17 protein-coding genes are annotated in these 18,311 nt (G+C 46.0%); 13 read left to right on the plus strand and 4 right to left on the minus strand.

From position 1 onward, the window contains the following. Genes ACED53_RS05240 through ACED53_RS05250 form a run of 3 tightly spaced genes read left to right on the plus strand, consistent with a single transcriptional unit; the run spans position 1 to position 2,300 of the window. A complete protein-coding gene (locus ACED53_RS05240; RefSeq protein WP_017099567.1) occupies positions 1–942 on the plus strand; it encodes a virulence factor BrkB family protein in 942 nt (313 codons plus the stop codon). Beyond that, positions 914–1,348: a D-aminoacyl-tRNA deacylase gene (dtd, locus tag ACED53_RS05245; protein ID WP_004735590.1), complete on the plus strand. Its 435-nt coding sequence runs from the start codon at positions 914–916 to the stop codon at positions 1,346–1,348. The genes ACED53_RS05240 and dtd overlap by 29 nt, the downstream gene beginning before the upstream one ends. A 16-nt stretch (positions 1,349–1,364) precedes the next feature. Then, positions 1,365–2,300: a bifunctional GNAT family N-acetyltransferase/hotdog fold thioesterase gene (locus ACED53_RS05250; protein WP_009848032.1), complete on the plus strand. Its 936-nt coding sequence runs from the start codon at positions 1,365–1,367 to the stop codon at positions 2,298–2,300. A gap of 39 nt (positions 2,301–2,339) precedes the next feature. Here ACED53_RS05250 and ACED53_RS05255 read toward each other — a convergent pair whose 3' ends face one another. From ACED53_RS05255 to hslR, 4 genes are all read right to left on the minus strand, one after another. Further along, positions 2,340–4,310, minus strand: coding sequence for an AsmA family protein (locus ACED53_RS05255; RefSeq protein ID WP_017099566.1), 1,971 nt, complete (start codon positions 4,308–4,310; stop codon positions 2,340–2,342). 154 nt (positions 4,311–4,464) lie between these two features. Continuing rightward, positions 4,465–6,090, minus strand: a complete 1,626-nt coding sequence (gene pckA, locus ACED53_RS05260; protein WP_009848030.1) for a phosphoenolpyruvate carboxykinase (ATP) — start codon at positions 6,088–6,090, stop codon at positions 4,465–4,467. A gap of 337 nt (positions 6,091–6,427) precedes the next feature. Continuing rightward, entirely contained in the window at positions 6,428–7,321 is an 894-nt protein-coding gene (gene hslO, locus ACED53_RS05265) for an Hsp33 family molecular chaperone HslO (RefSeq protein ID WP_009848029.1), read from the minus strand. Positions 7,322–7,339: 18 nt separating this feature from the next. Further along, the gene (gene hslR / locus ACED53_RS05270; protein ID WP_012603005.1) at positions 7,340–7,726 is read right to left on the minus strand and encodes a ribosome-associated heat shock protein Hsp15; all 387 of its coding nucleotides are present in this window, start codon (positions 7,724–7,726) and stop codon (positions 7,340–7,342) included. A 279-nt stretch (positions 7,727–8,005) separates the two neighbouring features. Between hslR and gspC the strand changes: the two genes are divergently transcribed. From gspC to gspL, 10 genes are all read left to right on the plus strand, one after another. Then, the gene (gspC, locus tag ACED53_RS05275; protein WP_017099565.1) at positions 8,006–8,929 is read left to right on the plus strand and encodes a type II secretion system protein GspC; all 924 of its coding nucleotides are present in this window, start codon (positions 8,006–8,008) and stop codon (positions 8,927–8,929) included. A 41-nt stretch (positions 8,930–8,970) separates the two neighbouring features. Continuing rightward, positions 8,971–10,995, plus strand: coding sequence for a type II secretion system secretin GspD (gspD, locus tag ACED53_RS05280; RefSeq protein WP_009848026.1), 2,025 nt, complete (start codon positions 8,971–8,973; stop codon positions 10,993–10,995). After that, a complete protein-coding gene (gene gspE / locus ACED53_RS05285; protein ID WP_017099563.1) occupies positions 10,995–12,497 on the plus strand; it encodes a type II secretion system ATPase GspE in 1,503 nt (500 codons plus the stop codon). The genes gspD and gspE overlap by 1 nt, the downstream gene beginning before the upstream one ends. Before the next feature lies 1 nt (position 12,498). Then, positions 12,499–13,719 (plus strand): type II secretion system inner membrane protein GspF, encoded by a 1,221-nt coding sequence (gspF, locus tag ACED53_RS05290; protein WP_017099562.1) that lies wholly within the window; start codon positions 12,499–12,501, stop codon positions 13,717–13,719. A gap of 88 nt (positions 13,720–13,807) precedes the next feature. After that, the gene (gene gspG / locus ACED53_RS05295) at positions 13,808–14,251 is read left to right on the plus strand and encodes a type II secretion system major pseudopilin GspG (protein ID WP_009848023.1); all 444 of its coding nucleotides are present in this window, start codon (positions 13,808–13,810) and stop codon (positions 14,249–14,251) included. A gap of 78 nt (positions 14,252–14,329) precedes the next feature. Further along, positions 14,330–14,923, plus strand: a complete 594-nt coding sequence (gspH, locus tag ACED53_RS05300; RefSeq protein WP_017099561.1) for a type II secretion system minor pseudopilin GspH — start codon at positions 14,330–14,332, stop codon at positions 14,921–14,923. Next, entirely contained in the window at positions 14,910–15,305 is a 396-nt protein-coding gene (gene gspI / locus ACED53_RS05305) for a type II secretion system minor pseudopilin GspI (protein ID WP_017099560.1), read from the plus strand. Before gspH ends, gspI begins: the two co-directional genes overlap by 14 nt. Further along, positions 15,292–16,059, plus strand: coding sequence for a type II secretion system minor pseudopilin GspJ (gene gspJ, locus ACED53_RS05310; RefSeq protein ID WP_017099559.1), 768 nt, complete (start codon positions 15,292–15,294; stop codon positions 16,057–16,059). The genes gspI and gspJ overlap by 14 nt, the downstream gene beginning before the upstream one ends. Beyond that, positions 16,043–17,092: a type II secretion system minor pseudopilin GspK gene (gspK, locus tag ACED53_RS05315; RefSeq protein WP_017099558.1), complete on the plus strand. Its 1,050-nt coding sequence runs from the start codon at positions 16,043–16,045 to the stop codon at positions 17,090–17,092. Before gspJ ends, gspK begins: the two co-directional genes overlap by 17 nt. Further along, positions 17,061–18,308 carry a type II secretion system protein GspL gene (gene gspL, locus ACED53_RS05320; protein WP_017099557.1) on the plus strand — a complete coding sequence of 416 codons (1,248 nt, stop codon included), beginning with the start codon at positions 17,061–17,063 and terminating at the stop codon, positions 18,306–18,308. The genes gspK and gspL overlap by 32 nt, the downstream gene beginning before the upstream one ends. Positions 18,309–18,311: the final 3 nt, after the last annotated feature.

The following is an 18,311-nucleotide window of genomic DNA, read 5'->3' on the forward strand; positions in this document are numbered from 1 at the left end:
ATGAACGAGTTACCAAGGAGTTACAAGTTGAAGATAAAAAAGGCAGCTACAGGAAGCATCCAGTTTTCCCGCTATCTTCTTACGCGGATGACGCACGATAGAGTTAATGTGAATGCAGGGTACTTGGCGTACATTACTTTGCTCTCGATCGTACCGATGTTGACGGTTTTGCTCTCTATTTTGTCGTCATTTTCAGTTTTTGCTGATGTTGGTTTAGTGATTCAAAACTTCGTTATTACCAACTTTGTTCCCGCTTCCGGGGATGCGGTGCATGGTGCTTTACTGGAGTTTGTTGCTAATACCGGCAAGATGACGGCGGTGGGCAGTGTGTTCTTATTCATTGCCGCTCTGATGCTGATCTCCAATATTGATAAAAACCTAAACTACATCTGGCGAGTAACGGAAAAGCGACGTGCTGTGTTGTCTTTTTCGATGTATTGGATGGTGCTAACACTTGGGCCTATTTTGATCGGAGCGAGCATTGCTGCAACGTCGTATGTGACATCATTAAACTTGTTACAAAACGAAGTCGTGTCGAGTGCTTTTAATACCGTGATTCGCAAGCTCCCTTTGATTACCTCATTCTTTGCGTTTTTCGGTCTGTATCTGTTGGTTCCCAACAAAAAGATTCACTTTTCTCATGCGGCAGCTGGCTCTCTAGTGGCGGCTCTGTTGTTCGAACTCAGCAAGAAAGGCTTTGCAGCTTACATTACTCAGTTTCCGTCTTACCAGTTGATTTATGGCGCATTAGCGGCGATTCCCATTCTTTTTGTTTGGGTCTATTTGTGCTGGTTGATTGTGTTAGTGGGTGCTGAAGTGACGGCCGCGTTGGGCGAGCAGGAACAGTGGAGTGACTCTCAAGAAATGGTACACTCGTCGGATAAAGACAAAATTACAGAGCAAGGAAACAACAGTGATAGCACTGATCCAGAGAGTAAGTGAAGCTGCCGTCCGTGTTGATGGCGAAGTAGTGGGTGAGATTGAGCAAGGCTTATTAGTTCTGTTAGGTGTAGAAAAAGGTGATGACGAAGCCAAAGCCAAACGTTTGATGGAACGAGTGACCACTTATCGTGTCTTTGGAGATGAAGACGATAAAATGAACCTTAACGTGAAGCAGGTAGAAGGTAAGGTATTAGTGGTGTCTCAATTCACTTTGCCAGCTGACACCAAGAAAGGGACACGAGCTGGATTTTCTCGCGGTGCTCACCCAGAAGATGCAGAGCGTCTTTACAACTACTTCTCTGACCAATGTGAATCAGTGTTGCCAACGGAACGTGGCCGATTCGCAGCCGACATGAAAGTGTCTTTGGTTAATGATGGCCCAGTGACATTCTGGCTGCAGGTTTAGGCTTAAAGGAATAAGCATGTTTAAACTCATAACCCCGACCACCGAAAATCAACTGAACAAGTATTACCATTTTCGTTGGCAAATGCTCCGTGAACCTTGGCGAATGCCGGTCGGTTCAGAGCGCGATGAATATGACCCAATGAGTCACCATCGCATGATTGTTGATGGTCGAGGTCGCCCGATGGCGATTGGTCGTCTCTATATCACCCCAGATCTAGAGGGGCAGATTCGCTATATGGCGGTGAAGAACTCTCGCCAAAGCAAAGGCATGGGCTCACTTATCTTGGTTGCGCTAGAGTCACTGGCACGTCAAGAAGGTGCGAAGCGTTTGGTGTGTAATGCTCGTGAAGATGCGATCTCATTCTATGAGAAGAATGAGTTTGAGCGTCGTGGTGAGATTAACGACCAACGTGGGCCTGTGCGTCACCAACAGATGGTAAAACCTCTTGATCCAATGGCTGATGTACTGCGCAAACCAGAATGGTGTAATGAGCTTCAGCAGCGCTGGGAGCATCAGATTCCGATCAGTGACAAGATGGGCATCAAGATTAACCAATACACGGGTTATCAGTTCGAGTGTAGTGCTCAGTTGAATCCAAACCTTAACCCTCATAACACCATGTTTGCTGGCTCAGCCTTTACCTTGGCGACCTTAACCGGTTGGGGTATGACTTGGTTACTAATGAAGGAGCGTGGGTTGACAGGTGATATTGTACTAGCAGATAGTAATATTCGTTACCGTCATCCAGTTGAGCAAAACCCAGTGGCATCCACGTCATTGGATGGGATCAGTGGCGATTTAGATCGCCTCGCGTCTGGAAGAAAAGCTCGTATCATCATTCACGTGACCATTAACAGTGGCGACGTGGAGGCGGTTGAGTTTACGGGAACCTATATGCTGATCCCTGACTACAAAAAGAGATTATCAACAGACTCCAACGTAAGCGTATAGCTGACAATGGCTAGCAGATAAAGATACAGATAGAAGGCGCTACTCTTGTGGAGTGGCGCTTTTTTGTTGGCAGTCGTTAATCTCGGAATACTCAGCTTGGGTGAGCTTTCCTGATATTTGGTGGCATGGGTCGGATAGTGAAATAGAGAGAGTGTGTTGCTCGGTTTTTAGCAAGTCGAGCTCTCCAGAAATTTCGCCATTTAACGTTTGAATCCTTTGTTCGCTTTGCTCTGCTGCCGATGCACCAATAATGTGCACTGGTTCAAGTGTGAAGCGTCCACGGTCAAAATTCGCATTGAGCTCTGGGATTTCAAATACGTTATCAGTCGATGTTTCAGAAAGCTTATCATTAAAGGTCATCACACCTTGGCGAACGCTACCAGTGAGTTGACCTGTTGTGGAATAGCCGAGCATTAATGAATCGCCGTATAAACCCGCAGCTTGAAGTTCAAATTCGCCATAACCGGTTGCGTCGAGCGGTAGTTCAAGTTGCTGTAACATGGGGGCTATCGGTAATCCATCGGCAGAGATCTCTAAGCTCCATGGCTTACTGATTTTGTTGAAGTCGAGTGTTGCGTTGGCTTCAATATAGCCGTGCTTTAGTGGCATAAACAGGCGTGTCAGCGTCCATTTTCCTTGCTCGCTATTCATCTCAACCACCGGCTGTGCGCTAATAATGTTTTGATAGCTGGCATCATTCGCGCTGGCCATCAGCTTTCCTTGCCACAGACCTAGCTTTCTATCCTGTAAAAGTTGAACTTGATACCCCTCGATATGTAATCCTGAGACCTGCCAGTAAGGCTTTTGTGCAAGTTGGATAAGTTGGTTGCGTTCTATGTTAATTCGGCTAATTTCGACATTCTGGAGCTGCGTGAGCCAAGGTATCAAGCGAGTGGCGGGTAGAGGGCTATCTTGGCTTTCCGTAATCCACTTTATACCTTGCAGGTCGAGCTGTGCTAATAGAATGCTGTTAGGGGTTACTTTGCCATTAAGTTGAACAGTGCCCTGTAGGAATTGAGTATAGAAGTCTTCAATCAGAATCTGGTTCGGAGCTAAATTGAGCTTGATACTTGGCTCGATGAACATGTCATCATCAATGCTCACTCCCTCTGCTTGCAGAGAGAAAATGGCTCTCTGTTGCTTCCACAGCTCAAAAGGCAGTTGGATATTTTCTAACGAGGCATCAAAAGCTGCGAGGTGGCCATCTTGCCACTCTACATCGCTACGCAGAATATCTAAGCTATTGATGTGATTGATCTGAATACCTGCCACATCCCATTCTTTGCTTAGTAGGCTTTGGGTCTGTTTCTGATTGAGTCGCAAGCCATCGACGGTCACATTCACCAACGACCAATCTTGCTGATACTGCTCTGCTTGACCAGAAATTTTGGCACCACGCCAGTCAAACGAAGCGCCATACAGGGTGCTATCACTTGGTTTAAGATCTAGGTCAATCAACAGGTTATCGAACGCTTCGCCTTGCCAATACAGCTGTGAGGCAGAAAGTTGGGTTTTTCCATAAGGTAGAAGTGAGTTGTCGTTGTTCCACGTTGGGTCGGAGATCTGAAGATCGATGCCTCGCGCGTTAAAGTCTGGGGTTGAAAAGTCGAGATTGTTGATGGCCAGCTGGTGGATCTTAATGCTTGGCTGGGTAAATAAAGAGGTGAACGTTTCTAGGTCGTCGGCTTCTAACTGTAGGCCACTGATTAAAACGGATTCAAAGACCAGTTTGGCCTCCGTAATCGAGCTGGAGCTGAACCAAAGGTCAATCTTGTCGATATACAGCGGTGTTTGTTTTTCAGGTTGGCTTTGGGTAATGCCCATTAAGGTGATGTGATAAGGCGCCTGGTACTCAACATCTTCAATGAGCACACGTTGTTCAATCGCATGTTTGATAAAAAAGTTAGTAATATCCGTACGGTATTGGGTTTGTAGGCTTAATAGCAATGCTGCGATAGTTGCAACGGCGATAGCCAACGCAATGCCGAACACCATGAATACCTTTTTCATTCCCTGAAAGCCTTAAATTTCAATTGTCTCAAAACAGAGTGGAACAAAAAGGGACAAGCAGCAACAAAAAAGCCCCTCAAAAGAGGGGCTTGCTACAAAAATATCACTTTAAATTGGACGTTCGCTTTTGGCTAAGCCCGAGCAGATGGTTGTGTTAGTCCAGTTGAGGGCCTGCCGCAACCAGTGACTTACCTTCAGCGTTGTCTGTGTACTTATCAAAGTTGTTGATGAAGCGCTCTGCTAGATCTTTCGCTTTGCTTTCCCATTGTAGAGGGTCAGTGTACGTGTCACGTGGGTCAAGAATCGCTGGGTCAACATCGTGCAACGCTAGTGGTACTTCTAGGTTAAACATAGGGATAACCTTAGTCTCAGCTTGGTCGATTGAGCCATCTAGGATAGCGTCGATGATGCCACGAGTATCTTGGATTGAGATACGTTTGCCAGTGCCATTCCAACCAGTGTTCACAAGGTAAGCTTCAGCGCCAGCTGCTTCCATACGCTTCACAAGTACTTCAGCGTACTGAGTTGGGTGAAGAGTTAGGAATGCCGCCCCAAATGCCGCAGAGAACGTTGGTGTTGGTTCAGTAATACCACGCTCTGTACCTGCTAGTTTCGCAGTGAAGCCAGATAGGAAGTGGTACTTCGTTTGCTCTGGAGTCAGTTTAGAAACAGGTGGTAACACACCAAATGCATCAGCAGTCAGGAAGATAACCTTTTGAGCGTGACCGGCTTTTGATACTGGCTTAACGATGTTGTCGATATGGTGAATCGGGTAAGAAACACGAGTGTTCTCGGTTTTTGAGCCGTCATCAAAATCGATAGAACCATCGCCACGAACCGTTACGTTTTCTAGTAGCGCATCGCGACGGATTGCATTGTAGATTTCAGGTTCTGCTTCTTTAGATAGGCGAATGGTCTTGGCGTAACAACCACCTTCGAAGTTGAAGATACCATCGTCATCCCAACCGTGCTCATCATCACCGATTAGCTCACGTTTAGGGTCGGTTGATAGGGTTGTTTTACCGGTACCTGATAGGCCGAAGAAAATCGCTACATCGCCTTCTTCACCGACGTTAGCACTACAGTGCATTGAAGCAATGCCTTGCAGAGGAAGTAGGTAGTTCATCATTGCGAACATGCCTTTCTTCATCTCACCGCCGTACCAAGTACCACCGATGATTTGAACGCGCTCTGTTAGGTTGAAAGCAACGAAGTTTTCAGAGTTTAAACCCTGCTTTTCCCAGTTAGGGTTAGTTGTTTTAGCACCGTTCATTACCACGAAATCAGGTTCGAACGTTGCTAGCTCTTCGTCTGTTGGACGAATGAACATGTTCTTAACGAAGTGCGCTTGCCATGCTACTTCAGTGATAATACGTACACTTAAGCGCGTATCAGGGTTAGCACCACAGTAACCGTCAATGACAAACAGGCGCTTGCCAGATAGCTGAGTTGTCACAAGCTCTTTAAGCTCATCCCATACTTCAGTTGTAATCGGTTTGTTGTCGTTTTTGCCTTGATCTGACCACCACATGGTATCGCGCGTGGTGTCATCTTTAACAATGTACTTATCTTTTGGTGAGCGGCCAGTAAAGATACCAGTGTCAACCGCAACAGAGCCTAGTTCCGTTACTACGCCTTTTTCGTAGCCTTCCAAACCTGGCAGTGTCTCTTCAACGAATAACTGCTCGTAGCTAGGGTTACGAAGAACTTCAGTAACGCCAGTCAGTCCGTGCTTAGTTAGATCAATTTGTGCAGCCTTAGTATGTTCCATAACGGTCATAGGTGCTCCTTGTAGGATATTTTGTAGGGATTTTGTATTAATTTTTTATTGTTATCTGCTCACCATGCTAGCAACGAGGCTCGGGGGAAACAGGGATATAGCTCAAAAAATATCCATATTAACCATGGGGTTTTAAGCGCCTCATCACATATTGGCCTGACTAGTCTATCCTGTACGCAAACCTTTGCGCTAGAGGAGAGAACATTATTAATTGATTAAAATTAAGAGGTGATTTTATTACGAGATGTTACGGAGTTTGCGATATTTTGATCACAAAAAAGGCCAGCGTTGCGCTGACCTTTTTGGGGTAAATTACGTGTTTTTGGTACGCCGTAAATTAATGAACCGTATTGCTGCCTTTATCTGCTGCTTCTGCATACAGAGCGTCAACATCATTCTTGTCGAACGAGTAGTTTGTGCCACAGTAATCGCAGTGTAGAGCAACGCTACCTTCCGTGCTAAGAATGTCGTAGATCTCTTCTTGAGCGACAGTAATGATAGCGGCACCGCTTCGGTCACGTGAACAACCACAGAAGAATTCAACCGGTTGTGGTGTGAACAGTTGTACTTTCTCTTGGTTGTACAAACGGTAAAGCAGTTCGTTTGCTTCTAGAGTGAATAGCTCTTCATTTTTAACTGTGTCAGTTAGCTGCTCTAGGTGCTCGAAGTCGTCTGGCGTACCAGTGCCGTCTGGCATCACTTGTAGCAACATACCAGCAGCGTGTGCTTTACCTTCATGCTCACCAGTGCGCAACCATAGACGTGTCTTTAGCTGTTCAGAGTTTGCGAAGTAACCTTCAAGGACTTCAGCTAAAGTGTCACCTTCAAGACCAACGATACCTTGGTAACGCTCACCTTTCTTAGGATCGATAGTGATCACTAGGTGACCTTTACCTATTAGATCGTGCAGGCCAGCGTCGTCGGCAATGTCACCATCAAAGCGAGCAACGCCACGGATCTTCTGATCGTTATCGCCATTGATAACAGCTAGAGATACAGGGCCATCACCTTGCAGTTGCATCGTGATAGAGCCTTCAAACTTTAGAGTCGCTGTTAGTAGCGTCGTTGAAACCAGTAGCTCACCCAACAGCTTTTGTACTGGCGCTGGGTATTCCTTGCTAGAAATAATCTGTTGGTACGCTTCGTCCATCTGTACCAATTCACCACGAACTGATAGGTCTTCAAATAGGTAGCGATTTAAAACATTACTTGTAGACATTGGGTTGGCCATTTGGCTATTCCTTCTAGCTTATTGAGTCTTGAACTTGATGATGTCACGACGTTGCTTTTTATCTGGGCGACGTTCTGGTGCTGGGCTATGAGCGTTCAGTTTACGTTGTGTTGCAAACTCTTCTCTCTTTGCCAAGCTCTCGGTGGTTTCTTCATAGAGGGTTTGAGCTATAGGAGCTCCACCACGATGGGCCGAGATTTTCTCGATTGTCACCGTCTTTTCTTCATTACCTTGGCGCAGGGTAATCACTGCTCCAAGTTCGACAATTTTACTTGGCTTGCTGCGCTGACCATTATAGTGGACTTTGCCACCATCGACCATATTGCGAGCAATCGACCGGGTTTTGTAAAAACGAGCTGCCCACAACCATTTATCGAGTCTGACAGCTTCATTAGTAGTTTTCATATAGGGCTGCGCCTTATTAAGTGAGAAATGAATGCGGTTTAACTGTAATGAACAGTGCGCAACATGCTTTTAATTACATTAAGTAGAAGCTTAAAGTGGAGGCGGTTGGCATTTTTTTCAAGTCATAATACAAAATAGCCATGTAATGCCGCTTTATAGATTTGCTATGATATAGTTCAGGATCTTATGCTTAAATAAGCTTGGTATCGAACGAATGAATAAAAAAGCTGAAAGTTTAATGATTTGCAGCATTTGTCGTCATGAAAAGGGGCAAGGAAAGTGAACTTTTTAGAGCTCAAGAATCGCGCAGGAAATTCTCCTGTGTTGAGCCGCTTATTAGAAAATGGATTTGTACTTCAGCAGAAACTAAGCCTAGCGATGTGTTGTATGTTGATTGCAGCTTCCGCATGGATTTTAGGACAGCTTGCATGGTTTATTGAACCTGCTGAGCAAACCGTCGTGCCTTGGAAAGCAACAGCTTCATCGTCTTCTACTCCTCAATCGACCCTTGATATCTCTTCTTTGCAGCGGAGCAACCTTTTTGGTGCCTATAACCCAAGCACGCCAGTTGTGGTTGAACAGCAAGTTATCCAAGATGCGCCAAAGACACGATTAAATCTAGTTTTAGTCGGTGCTGTTGCCAGTTCTAATCCAAAACGGAGCTTAGCCGTGATCGCCAATCGCGGTACGCAGGCGACCTACGGAATTAATGAAGAGATAGAAGGCACTAGAGCTAAGCTTAAAGCCGTATTAGTCGATCGTGTGATTATTGATAACTCAGGTCGAGACGAAACCTTGATGCTTGAAGGTATTGAGTACAAGCGTTTAGCTGTCTCAGCCCCTGCGCCACCTCGCGCTTCTTCTTCGGTTCGTGGTAATAACCCTGCTTCAGCAGAGCAAAAGCTAGATGAAATTAAAGCGAAGATAATGAAAGATCCGCAACAAATCTTCCAATATGTTCGACTGTCCCAGGTCAAGCGCGACGATAAAGTGATTGGTTATCGAGTGAGTCCAGGCAAAGATTCAGAACTTTTTAACTCAGTAGGGCTCCAAAACGGAGATATCGCGACTCAGTTAAATGGGCAAGACCTGACAGACCCCGCTGCTATGGGCAACATATTCCGTTCTATCTCAGAGCTGACAGAGCTAAATCTCGTCGTCGAGAGAGATGGTCAACAACATGAAGTGTTTATTGAATTTTAAAACTTTGCGTCTAACGAAGGACGAAAGTGTAGGAGAAGTACGTGAAGCATTGGTTTAAGAAAAGTGCATGGTTATTGGCAGGAAGCTTAATCTGCACACCCGCCGCCATCGCGAGTGATTTTAGTGCCAGCTTTAAAGGCACTGATATTCAAGAGTTTATTAATATTGTTGGTCGTAATCTAGAGAAGACGATCATCGTCGACCCTTCGGTGCGCGGAAAAATCGATGTACGCAGCTACGACGTACTCAATGAAGAGCAATATTACAGCTTCTTCTTAAACGTATTAGAAGTGTACGGCTATGCAGTCGTTGAAATGGACTCGGGTGTTCTTAAGATCATCAAAGCGAAAGATTCTAAAACCTCGGCAATCCCAGTTGTTGGCGACCGTGATTCGATCACAGGCGACAGCGTTGTGACACGTGTTGTGACGGTTCGTAATGTCTCGGTTCGTGAGCTATCTCCTCTGCTTCGTCAACTGAATGACAACGCGGGCGCGGGCAACGTGGTGCACTACGATCCTGCAAATATCATCTTGATTACCGGCCGTGCGGCGGTTGTAAACCGTTTAGCAGAGATCATCAAGCGTGTAGACCAAGCGGGTGATAAAGAGATTGAGGTCGTTGAACTAAAGAATGCTTCCGCCGCGGAGATGGTGCGTATAGTCGATGCACTAAGTAAAACCACAGATGCTAAAAACACCCCTGCCTTCCTGCAGCCTAAATTAGTTGCCGATGAGCGTACCAATGCAATTCTTATCTCAGGCGACCCTAAAGTACGCAGTCGTTTAAGAAAGTTGATTGAACAGCTTGATGTTGAAATGGCGACTAAGGGTAACAACCAAGTTATCTACCTTAAATACGCAAAAGCGGAAGACTTAGTCGATGTGCTGAAAGGCGTGTCTGACAACCTGCAATCAGAGAAACAAACATCAACCAAAGGCAGTTCATCGCAGCGCAACCAAGTGATGATTTCGGCTCACAGCGATACTAACTCGTTGGTGATTACCGCACAGCCAGACATCATGAACGCGCTGCAAGACGTGATCGCTCAACTCGATATCCGTCGTGCTCAAGTGTTGATTGAAGCCTTAATTGTTGAAATGGCAGAAGGTGACGGCGTTAACCTGGGTGTGCAGTGGGGCAACCTAGAAACGGGTGCCATGATTCAGTACAGCAATACCGGTGCATCGATTGGCGGTGTGATGGTGGGTCTAGAAGAAGCAAAAGACTCGACAACAACTAAAGCGGTTTACGATAAGGATAATAATTTCCTACGTAATGAAACCACGACAGAAAAGGGTGACTATTCAACGTTAGCATCTGCTCTTTCTGGCGTTAATGGTGCTGCAATGAGTGTGGTTATGGGCGACTGGACAGCGTTGATCAGTGCGGTAGCAACCGATTCAAACTCAAACATTCTGTCTTCTCCAAGTATCACGGTGATGGATAACGGCGAAGCGTCGTTTATCGTTGGTGAAGAGGTGCCTGTTCTAACGGGTTCGACCGCCGGTTCAAGTAACGATAACCCATTCCAAACGGTTGAACGTAAAGAAGTGGGTATTAAGCTAAAAGTCGTACCGCAAATCAATGAAGGTGACTCGGTTCAACTGCAAATAGAACAAGAAGTGTCGAACGTATTAGGGGCAAACGGGGCCGTAGATGTTCGTTTTGCTAAGCGTCAGCTAAATACGTCAGTGATTGTTCAAGATGGTCAAATGCTGGTGTTGGGTGGCTTGATTGACGAGCGCGCACTGGAGAGTGAGTCTAAGGTCCCATTCTTGGGGGATATTCCTGTTCTTGGACATCTGTTCAAATCAACCAGTACTCAGGTTGAGAAAAAGAACCTAATGGTATTCATCAAGCCAACCATTATTCGTGATGGCATGACGGCAGATGGTATCACACAACGCAAATACAACTTTATCCGTGCTGAGCAACTGTATAAGGCAGAGCAAGGCTTGAAACTGATGGATAACGATAATATTCCAGTACTTCCTAAGTTTGGCGATAGCATGAATCATCCTGCTGAAATCCAAGCCTTCATCGATCAAATGGAAGCAGAATAATGGCTGAATTGGTAGGGGCGGCACGTACTTATCAGCGCTTGCCGTTTAGCTTTGCGAATCGCTACAAGATGGTGTTGGAATATCAGCACCCGGAGCGCGCGCCAGTACTTTATTATGTTGAACCCCTGAAATCGGCGGCGATCATTGAAGTGAGCCGTGTTGTGAAAAATGGCTTCACGCCACAAGCGATCAGCGCAGACGAATTTGATAAAAAACTGACGGACGCGTATCAGCGTGACTCGTCGGAAGCTCGACAGTTAATGGAAGATATTGGTGCCGACAATGACGACTTTTTCTCGTTAGCGGAAGAGTTGCCACAAGACGAAGACTTGCTTGAATCAGAAGACGACGCACCGATCATCAAGTTAATAAATGCGATGTTGGGTGAGGCGATTAAAGAAGGCGCTTCGGATATTCATATCGAAACCTTCGAAAAGTCACTGTCGATCCGTTTCCGTATTGATGGTGTGCTGCGTGATGTGTTAGCACCAAGCCGTAAGTTGGCTCCGCTGTTGGTTTCGCGTGTCAAGGTTATGGCTAAGCTGGATATCGCGGAAAAACGCGTGCCACAAGACGGTCGTATTTCTCTACGTATCGGTGGCCGAGCGGTTGATGTGCGTGTGTCTACCATGCCTTCTTCACACGGTGAACGTGTAGTAATGCGTCTGTTGGACAAAAACGCCACTCGCCTAGATCTACACAGTTTGGGTATGACGGCAGAGAACCACGAGAACTTTCGTAAACTTATTCAGCGTCCACACGGTATTATCTTGGTTACCGGTCCTACGGGTTCGGGTAAATCAACGACCTTGTACGCTGGCCTGCAAGAACTCAACAGTAACGAACGCAACATCCTTACCGTTGAAGACCCAATTGAATTTGATATTGATGGTATTGGTCAAACACAGGTAAACCCTAAGGTTGATATGACCTTTGCGCGCGGCTTACGCGCCATTCTTCGTCAAGATCCCGATGTGGTAATGATTGGTGAGATCCGTGATTTAGAGACTGCTGAGATCGCTGTTCAAGCCTCTTTGACGGGTCACTTAGTCATGTCGACTCTTCACACCAATACGGCAATCGGTGCGATCACGCGTCTGCGTGATATGGGCATTGAACCTTTCTTGATCTCTTCTTCTCTGCTGGGTGTTTTGGCTCAGCGCTTGGTTCGTACTCTGTGTAACGACTGTAAAGAACCTTACGAAGCAGATAAAGAACAGAAAAAGCTGTTTGGGTTGAAGAAGAAAGAGAGCCTCACACTGTACCATGCAAAAGGTTGTGAAGAGTGTGGCCATAAAGGTTATCGAGGTCGTACCGGTATTCATGAGCTACTGATGATTGACGATTCGGTACAAGAGCTGATTCACAGTGAAGCTGGTGAACAGGCAATTGAGAAAGCGATTCGTGGCACAACCCCAAGTATTCGAGATGATGGCTTGAGCAAAGTTCTGAAAGGGGTAACGTCCTTAGAAGAAGTGATGCGAGTGACTAAGGAAGTCTAGTATGGCGGCATTTGAATACAAAGCGCTGGATGCCAAAGGTAAGAGCAAAAAGGGTTCGATTGAAGCGGATAATGCTCGTCAGGCTCGCCAACGTTTAAAAGAACAAGGTTTAATGCCGGTTGAGATGACCGAAGCTAAGGCGAAAAATGCGAAAGGTACTCAGCCTTCGACCAGCTTTAAGCGTGGTATCAGTACGCCAGATCTTGCGTTGATTACTCGTCAAATATCCACGCTCGTTCAATCAGGTATGCCGCTAGAAGAGTGCTTGAAAGCGGTAGCTGAGCAGTCTGAAAAGCCACGTATTCGAACTATGTTACTGGCAGTTCGATCTAAAGTGACAGAAGGTTATTCGCTAGCGGATAGCTTGTCTGATTATCCACACATCTTCGATGAACTGTTTAGGGCCATGGTTGCGGCGGGTGAGAAGTCTGGTCACTTAGATGCGGTATTGGAGCGACTGGCCGATTACGCAGAAAATCGTCAGAAGATGCGCTCTAAGCTGCTACAAGCGATGATCTACCCTGTGGTTCTGGTGGTGTTTGCGGTGACGATTGTTTCGTTCCTGTTGGCAACCGTGGTACCTAAGATCGTCGAGCCTATTATCCAAATGGGCCAAGAGCTTCCTCAGTCGACACAATTTTTATTGGCATCGAGTGAATTTATCCAGAATTGGGGCATCCAATTACTGTTGTTGATCATTGGTGTGATTGTGTTGATTAAGACCGCGCTAAAAAAGCCGGGTGTTCGCATGAACTGGGATCGCAAACTATTGAGTATTCCGCTGATCGGCAAGATTGCGAAAGGGATCAATACCTCTCGTTTTGCACGAACACTCTCAATTTGTACCTCGAGTGCGATTCCAATCCTTGAAGGGATGAAGGTCGCGGTTGATGTGATGTCGAATCAACATGTGAAACAACAAGTATTACAGGCTTCAGACAGTGTTAGAGAAGGCGCAAGCCTACGTAAAGCGTTGGATCAAACCAAACTCTTTCCACCGATGATGCTGCATATGATTGCCAGTGGTGAGCAGAGTGGTCAGTTGGAACAGATGCTGACAAGAGCGGCAGACAACCAAGACCAAAGCTTTGAGTCGACGGTCAATATCGCGTTAGGCATTTTCACCCCAGCGCTTATCGCGTTGATGGCCGGTTTGGTGCTGTTTATCGTGATGGCGACACTGATGCCGATGCTTGAAATGAACAATTTAATGAGTGGATAACGTACTGCTCATCAGACGTTAGTTTTTGGATTATCGAGAAGAAGGGCATTATTACCTTCAGCTCGCTATCTGTAATTTGGAGAAAATAATGAAAAATAAAATGAAAAAACAGTCAGGCTTTACTCTATTGGAAGTGATGGTTGTTGTGGTTATTCTTGGTGTTTTAGCCAGCTTTGTTGTTCCTAACCTTTTGGGTAACAAAGAGAAGGCGGATCAACAGAAAGCCATCACGGATATCGTGGCGCTAGAGAACGCGCTAGATATGTACAAACTGGATAACAGTGTTTACCCAACAACGGATCAAGGCCTTGATGGATTGGTTTCTAAGCCAAGCAGTCCAGAGCCTCGTAACTACCGTGACGGTGGCTACATTAAGCGTCTGCCTAACGACCCATGGGGCAATGAGTATCAATACCTAAGCCCAGGTGATAACGGTACTATCGATATCTTTACGCTTGGTGCTGACGGCCAAGAAGGCGGTGAAGGTATCGCTGCGGATATCGGTAACTGGAACATGCAGGATTTCCAATAAGCTTCGGCTTATTGTTTGATAAGTTATTGAGCTTGATACGTTATTGATGGTAGGACGTAAACAGATGGAGTCTACAAGGTGAAAACTCAGCAAACACAGCCAGGTTTCACCTTGATTGAGATTCTTTTGGTGTTGGTATTACTGTCAGTAACGGCGGTCGCGGTGATCGCGACTATTCCGACCAATAGCAAAGATGTCGCCAAAAAATACGCTCAAAGTTTTTATCAACGAGTTCAATTACTCAATGAAGAGGCTATTTTGAGTGGCTTGGATTTTGGCGTTCGTGTCGATGAAAAGAAATCGACTTACGTTCTGATGGCTCTGAAGTCAGAAGGTTGGCAAGAAGTCGAATTTGAAAAAATCCCCTCTTCAACTGAATTACCGGAAGAACTCGCGTTGTCACTGACTTTAGGTGGTGGCGCATGGGAAGACGATGATCGTTTGTTCAATCCCGGAAGCTTGTTTGATGAAGATATGTTTGCGGATCTTGAAGAGGAAAAAAAGCCCAAGCCACCTCAGATATACATCTTGTCGAGTGCTGAAATGACGCCATTTGTATTATCGTTTTATCCAAATACCGGAGACACCATACAAGATGGTTGGCGTATTCGGGTGTTGGATAATGGTGTGATTCGACTGCTAGAGCCGGGAGAAGAAGATGAAGAGGAATAACCGTTCTCCTTATCGTTCTCGTGGTATGCCTTTTGGTTCTCGAGGAATGACTCTGCTTGAAGTATTAGTTGCGCTCGCTATCTTCGCTACGGCGGCGATCAGTGTGATTCGTGCTGTCACCCAACACATTAATACCCTCAGTTATTTAGAAGAAAAAACCTTCGCGGCGATGGTTGTTGATAACCAGATGGCCTTAGTCATGCTGCATCCTGAGAAGCTTAAAAAAGCGCAGGGCACGCAAGAGTTAGCGGGAAGAGAGTGGTTCTGGAAGGTGACTCCCATCGATACCAGCGATAATTTATTAAAGGCGTTTGATGTGAGTGCAGCAACCAGTAAGAAAGCGTCTCCAGTGGTCACGGTGCGCAGTTATGTGGTCAATTAAAAGCGTGTCGTTAGCTAAGAGCAAGTCGCCAAGCGAGAGCATGTCCGCCAATAAGCGAGAGCCTCGTAAACAAGGTCTATCTTCAAAAGGGAGAGGCTTTACTTTAATCGAAGTTTTGGTCTCGATTGCCATCTTTTCCACGTTAAGCATGGCGGCTTATCAGGTGGTAAATCAGGTCCAACGAAGCAATGAACTCTCTATTGAGCGCAGTGCTCGTTTAAATCAACTGCAACGCAGTTTAGTCATTTTAGATAATGATTTTCGCCAGATGGCGGTACGACAATTTCGTACCAATGGTGAAGAAGCATCATCTAAGCTGATCCTAATGAAAGAGTATTTACTGGATTCCGACAGTGTTGGCATTATGTTTACTCGCCTTGGTTGGCACAACCCACAGCAGCAGTTCCCTCGCGGAGAAGTCACCAAAGTAGGCTACCGCATAAAAGAGGAAACGCTTGAGCGTGTATGGTGGCGTTACCCCGATACACCTGCCGGCCAACAAGGTGTGATTACTCCTCTGCTTGATGATGTTGAGAACCTGGAGTTCGAGTTTTATGACGGAAGCCGCTGGGGCAAAGAGTGGCAAACCGATAAATCACTGCCTAAAGCGGTGAGACTTAAGCTGACACTGAAAGATTACGGTGAGATAGAACGTGTTTATCTCACACCAAGTGGCGCCTTAGATCAGGTCGATGATTCTTCAAACAGTGACTCTTCAGGCAGTAATGAGGGGAATAATGATTCATCAAACTAATAAGCCTGCACTGACAAGGTCGGCTGTGGGGCGTAAGCAGCGTGGTGTCGCGCTGATCATTATTCTGATGCTTTTGGCGATCATGGCAACCATAGCTGGCAGTATGTCGGAACGTCTGTTTACGCAATTCAAGCGCGTTGGCAATCAACTGAATTACCAACAGGCTTACTGGTATAGCATTGGTGTAGAAGCGCTTGTCCAAGACGGTATTAGGCAAAGTTATAAAGATAGTGATACGGTGAACTTAAGCCAGCCATGGGCGTTAGAAGAGCAGGTATACCCATTGGATTATGGCCAAGTTAAAGGGCGTATCGTTGATGCGCAGGCTTGTTTCAATCTTAATGCGCTCGCTGGGATTACGACGACATCAAGTAACCAAACCCCTTATTTAGTGAAGGTTTGGCAAACCTTACTGGAAAACCAAGATGTGGAGCCTTATCAGGCTGAGGTTATCGCAAATTCAAGTTGGGAATTTCTGGACTCTGATACTCGAGCCACCTCTTCTACGGGTGTAGAAGACAGCACTTATGAGGCGATGAAGCCAGCTTATTTGGCGGCGAATGGCTTAATAGCAGATGAATCGGAGCTGCGAGCCGTTTATCAGGTCTCTGGTGAGGCAATGGAAAAGGTACATCCATTTATTTGCGCTTTGCCCACTGATGATTTCCGATTAAACGTGAATACCATCTCGGAAAAGCAGGCATCTTTACTGGAAGCAATGTTTGCACCCGGTCTAAGTGAATCGGACGCCAAACAGCTGATAGACAAGCGCCCATTTGATGGCTGGGATTCGGTGGATGCGTTTATGGCTGAGCCTGCTATTGTTGGTGTGAGTGCAGAAGTCAGCAAACAAGCGAAAGCATATTTAACTGTAGATAGCGCCTATTTTGAGCTAGATGCAGAGGTATTAGTTGAGCAGTCTCGTGTACGTATACGAACGCTTTTCTATAGTAGTAATAGAGAAACAGTGACGGTAGTACGCCGTCGTTTTGGAGGAATCCGTGAGCGAGTTTCTGACCGTTCGACTGAGTAGCGAACCACAAAGCCCAGTGCAGTGGTTGGTTTGGTCGACAAGCCAACAAGAAGTGATAGCAAGTGGTGAGCTGTCTAGCTGGGATCAGCTTGATGAGTTAACGCCTTACGCTGAAAAGCGTAGCTGTATCGCTTTATTGCCGGGAAATGAGTGCTTAATTAAGCGTGTTGAAATTCCGAAAGGTGCTGCTCGCCAGTTCGACTCTATGCTGCCATTTTTGTTAGAAGACGAAGTGGCACAAGATATCGAAGACTTACATCTAACCATTTTAGATAAAGATGCAACGCACGCTACTGTGTGTGGTGTAGATCGCGAATGGTTAAAACAAGCTTTAGACCAGTTTCGCAAAGTCAATATTATTTTCCGTAAGGTGCTACCAGATACACTAGCCGTGCCTGTTGAAGATCAAGGCATCAGTGCATTGCAAATCGATCAGCATTGGCTATTACGTCAAGGTCACTCTCAACGTCAAGGTAACTATCAAGCCGTATCAATCAGCGAAGCATGGTTAGCGATGTTTTTGCAAAGTGATTGGGTTGTGGCTGACGACGAAGACCAATCTACGACTATCTTCAGCTATACCGCAATGCCGAGCGACGATGTACAGCAGCAAAGCGGTATGGAATGGCAAGCAAAGCCTGCGGAATTGGTGATGTCCTTATTGAGCCAACAAGCGATCACCAGCGGCGTAAATTTACTGACGGGCACCTTTAAAACCAAATCTTCTTTCAGTAAATATTGGCGTGTATGGCAGAAGGTGGCGATCGCTGCTTGCTTGTTGGTGGCCGTGATTGTGACTCAACAAGTGTTGAAGGTGCAGCAATACGAAGCACAAGCACAAGCCTATCGCATGGAGAGTGAGCGTATCTTTAGAGCCGTTCTGCCAGGCAAACAACGAATTCCTACAGTAAGCTACCTTAAGCGTCAGATGAATGATGAAGCTAAGAAATACGGTGGCTCAGGCGATGGTGACTCCTTACTTGGTTGGTTAGCATTGCTGCCAGAAACGTTAGGACAAGTGAAATCGATCGAAGTCGAAAGCATTCGCTATGATGGCAATCGCTCTGAAGTTCGATTACAAGCTAAAAGCGCTGATTTTCAACATTTTGAGACGGCTAAAGTGAAACTTGAAGAGAAGTTTTCCGTTGAACAAGGGCCATTGAACCGTAATGGCGATGCCGTATTTGGTAGTTTTACCCTTAAGCCTCGTCAGTAACTG

Source organism: Vibrio sp. 1F169, from assembly GCF_041439605.1.
Taxonomy (GTDB): domain Bacteria; phylum Pseudomonadota; class Gammaproteobacteria; order Enterobacterales; family Vibrionaceae; genus Vibrio; species Vibrio tasmaniensis_A.

Coding starts and splice junctions, on each gene's coding strand:
- ACED53_RS05255 (WP_017099566.1), bottom strand. CDS start 4,310: ATGAAAAAGGTATTCATGGTGTTCGGCATTGCGTTGGCTATCGCCGTT.
- gspJ (WP_017099559.1), top strand. CDS start 15,292: ATGTGGTCAATTAAAAGCGTGTCGTTAGCTAAGAGCAAGTCGCCAAGC.
- gspE (WP_017099563.1), top strand. CDS start 10,995: ATGGCTGAATTGGTAGGGGCGGCACGTACTTATCAGCGCTTGCCGTTT.
- hslO (WP_009848029.1), bottom strand. CDS start 7,321: ATGGCCAACCCAATGTCTACAAGTAATGTTTTAAATCGCTACCTATTT.
- gspK (WP_017099558.1), top strand. CDS start 16,043: ATGATTCATCAAACTAATAAGCCTGCACTGACAAGGTCGGCTGTGGGG.
- ACED53_RS05250 (WP_009848032.1), top strand. CDS start 1,365: ATGTTTAAACTCATAACCCCGACCACCGAAAATCAACTGAACAAGTAT.
- gspG (WP_009848023.1), top strand. CDS start 13,808: ATGAAAAATAAAATGAAAAAACAGTCAGGCTTTACTCTATTGGAAGTG.
- hslR (WP_012603005.1), bottom strand. CDS start 7,726: ATGAAAACTACTAATGAAGCTGTCAGACTCGATAAATGGTTGTGGGCA.
- gspI (WP_017099560.1), top strand. CDS start 14,910: ATGAAGAGGAATAACCGTTCTCCTTATCGTTCTCGTGGTATGCCTTTT.
- gspF (WP_017099562.1), top strand. CDS start 12,499: ATGGCGGCATTTGAATACAAAGCGCTGGATGCCAAAGGTAAGAGCAAA.
- pckA (WP_009848030.1), bottom strand. CDS start 6,090: ATGACCGTTATGGAACATACTAAGGCTGCACAAATTGATCTAACTAAG.
- ACED53_RS05240 (WP_017099567.1), top strand. CDS start 1: ATGAACGAGTTACCAAGGAGTTACAAGTTGAAGATAAAAAAGGCAGCT.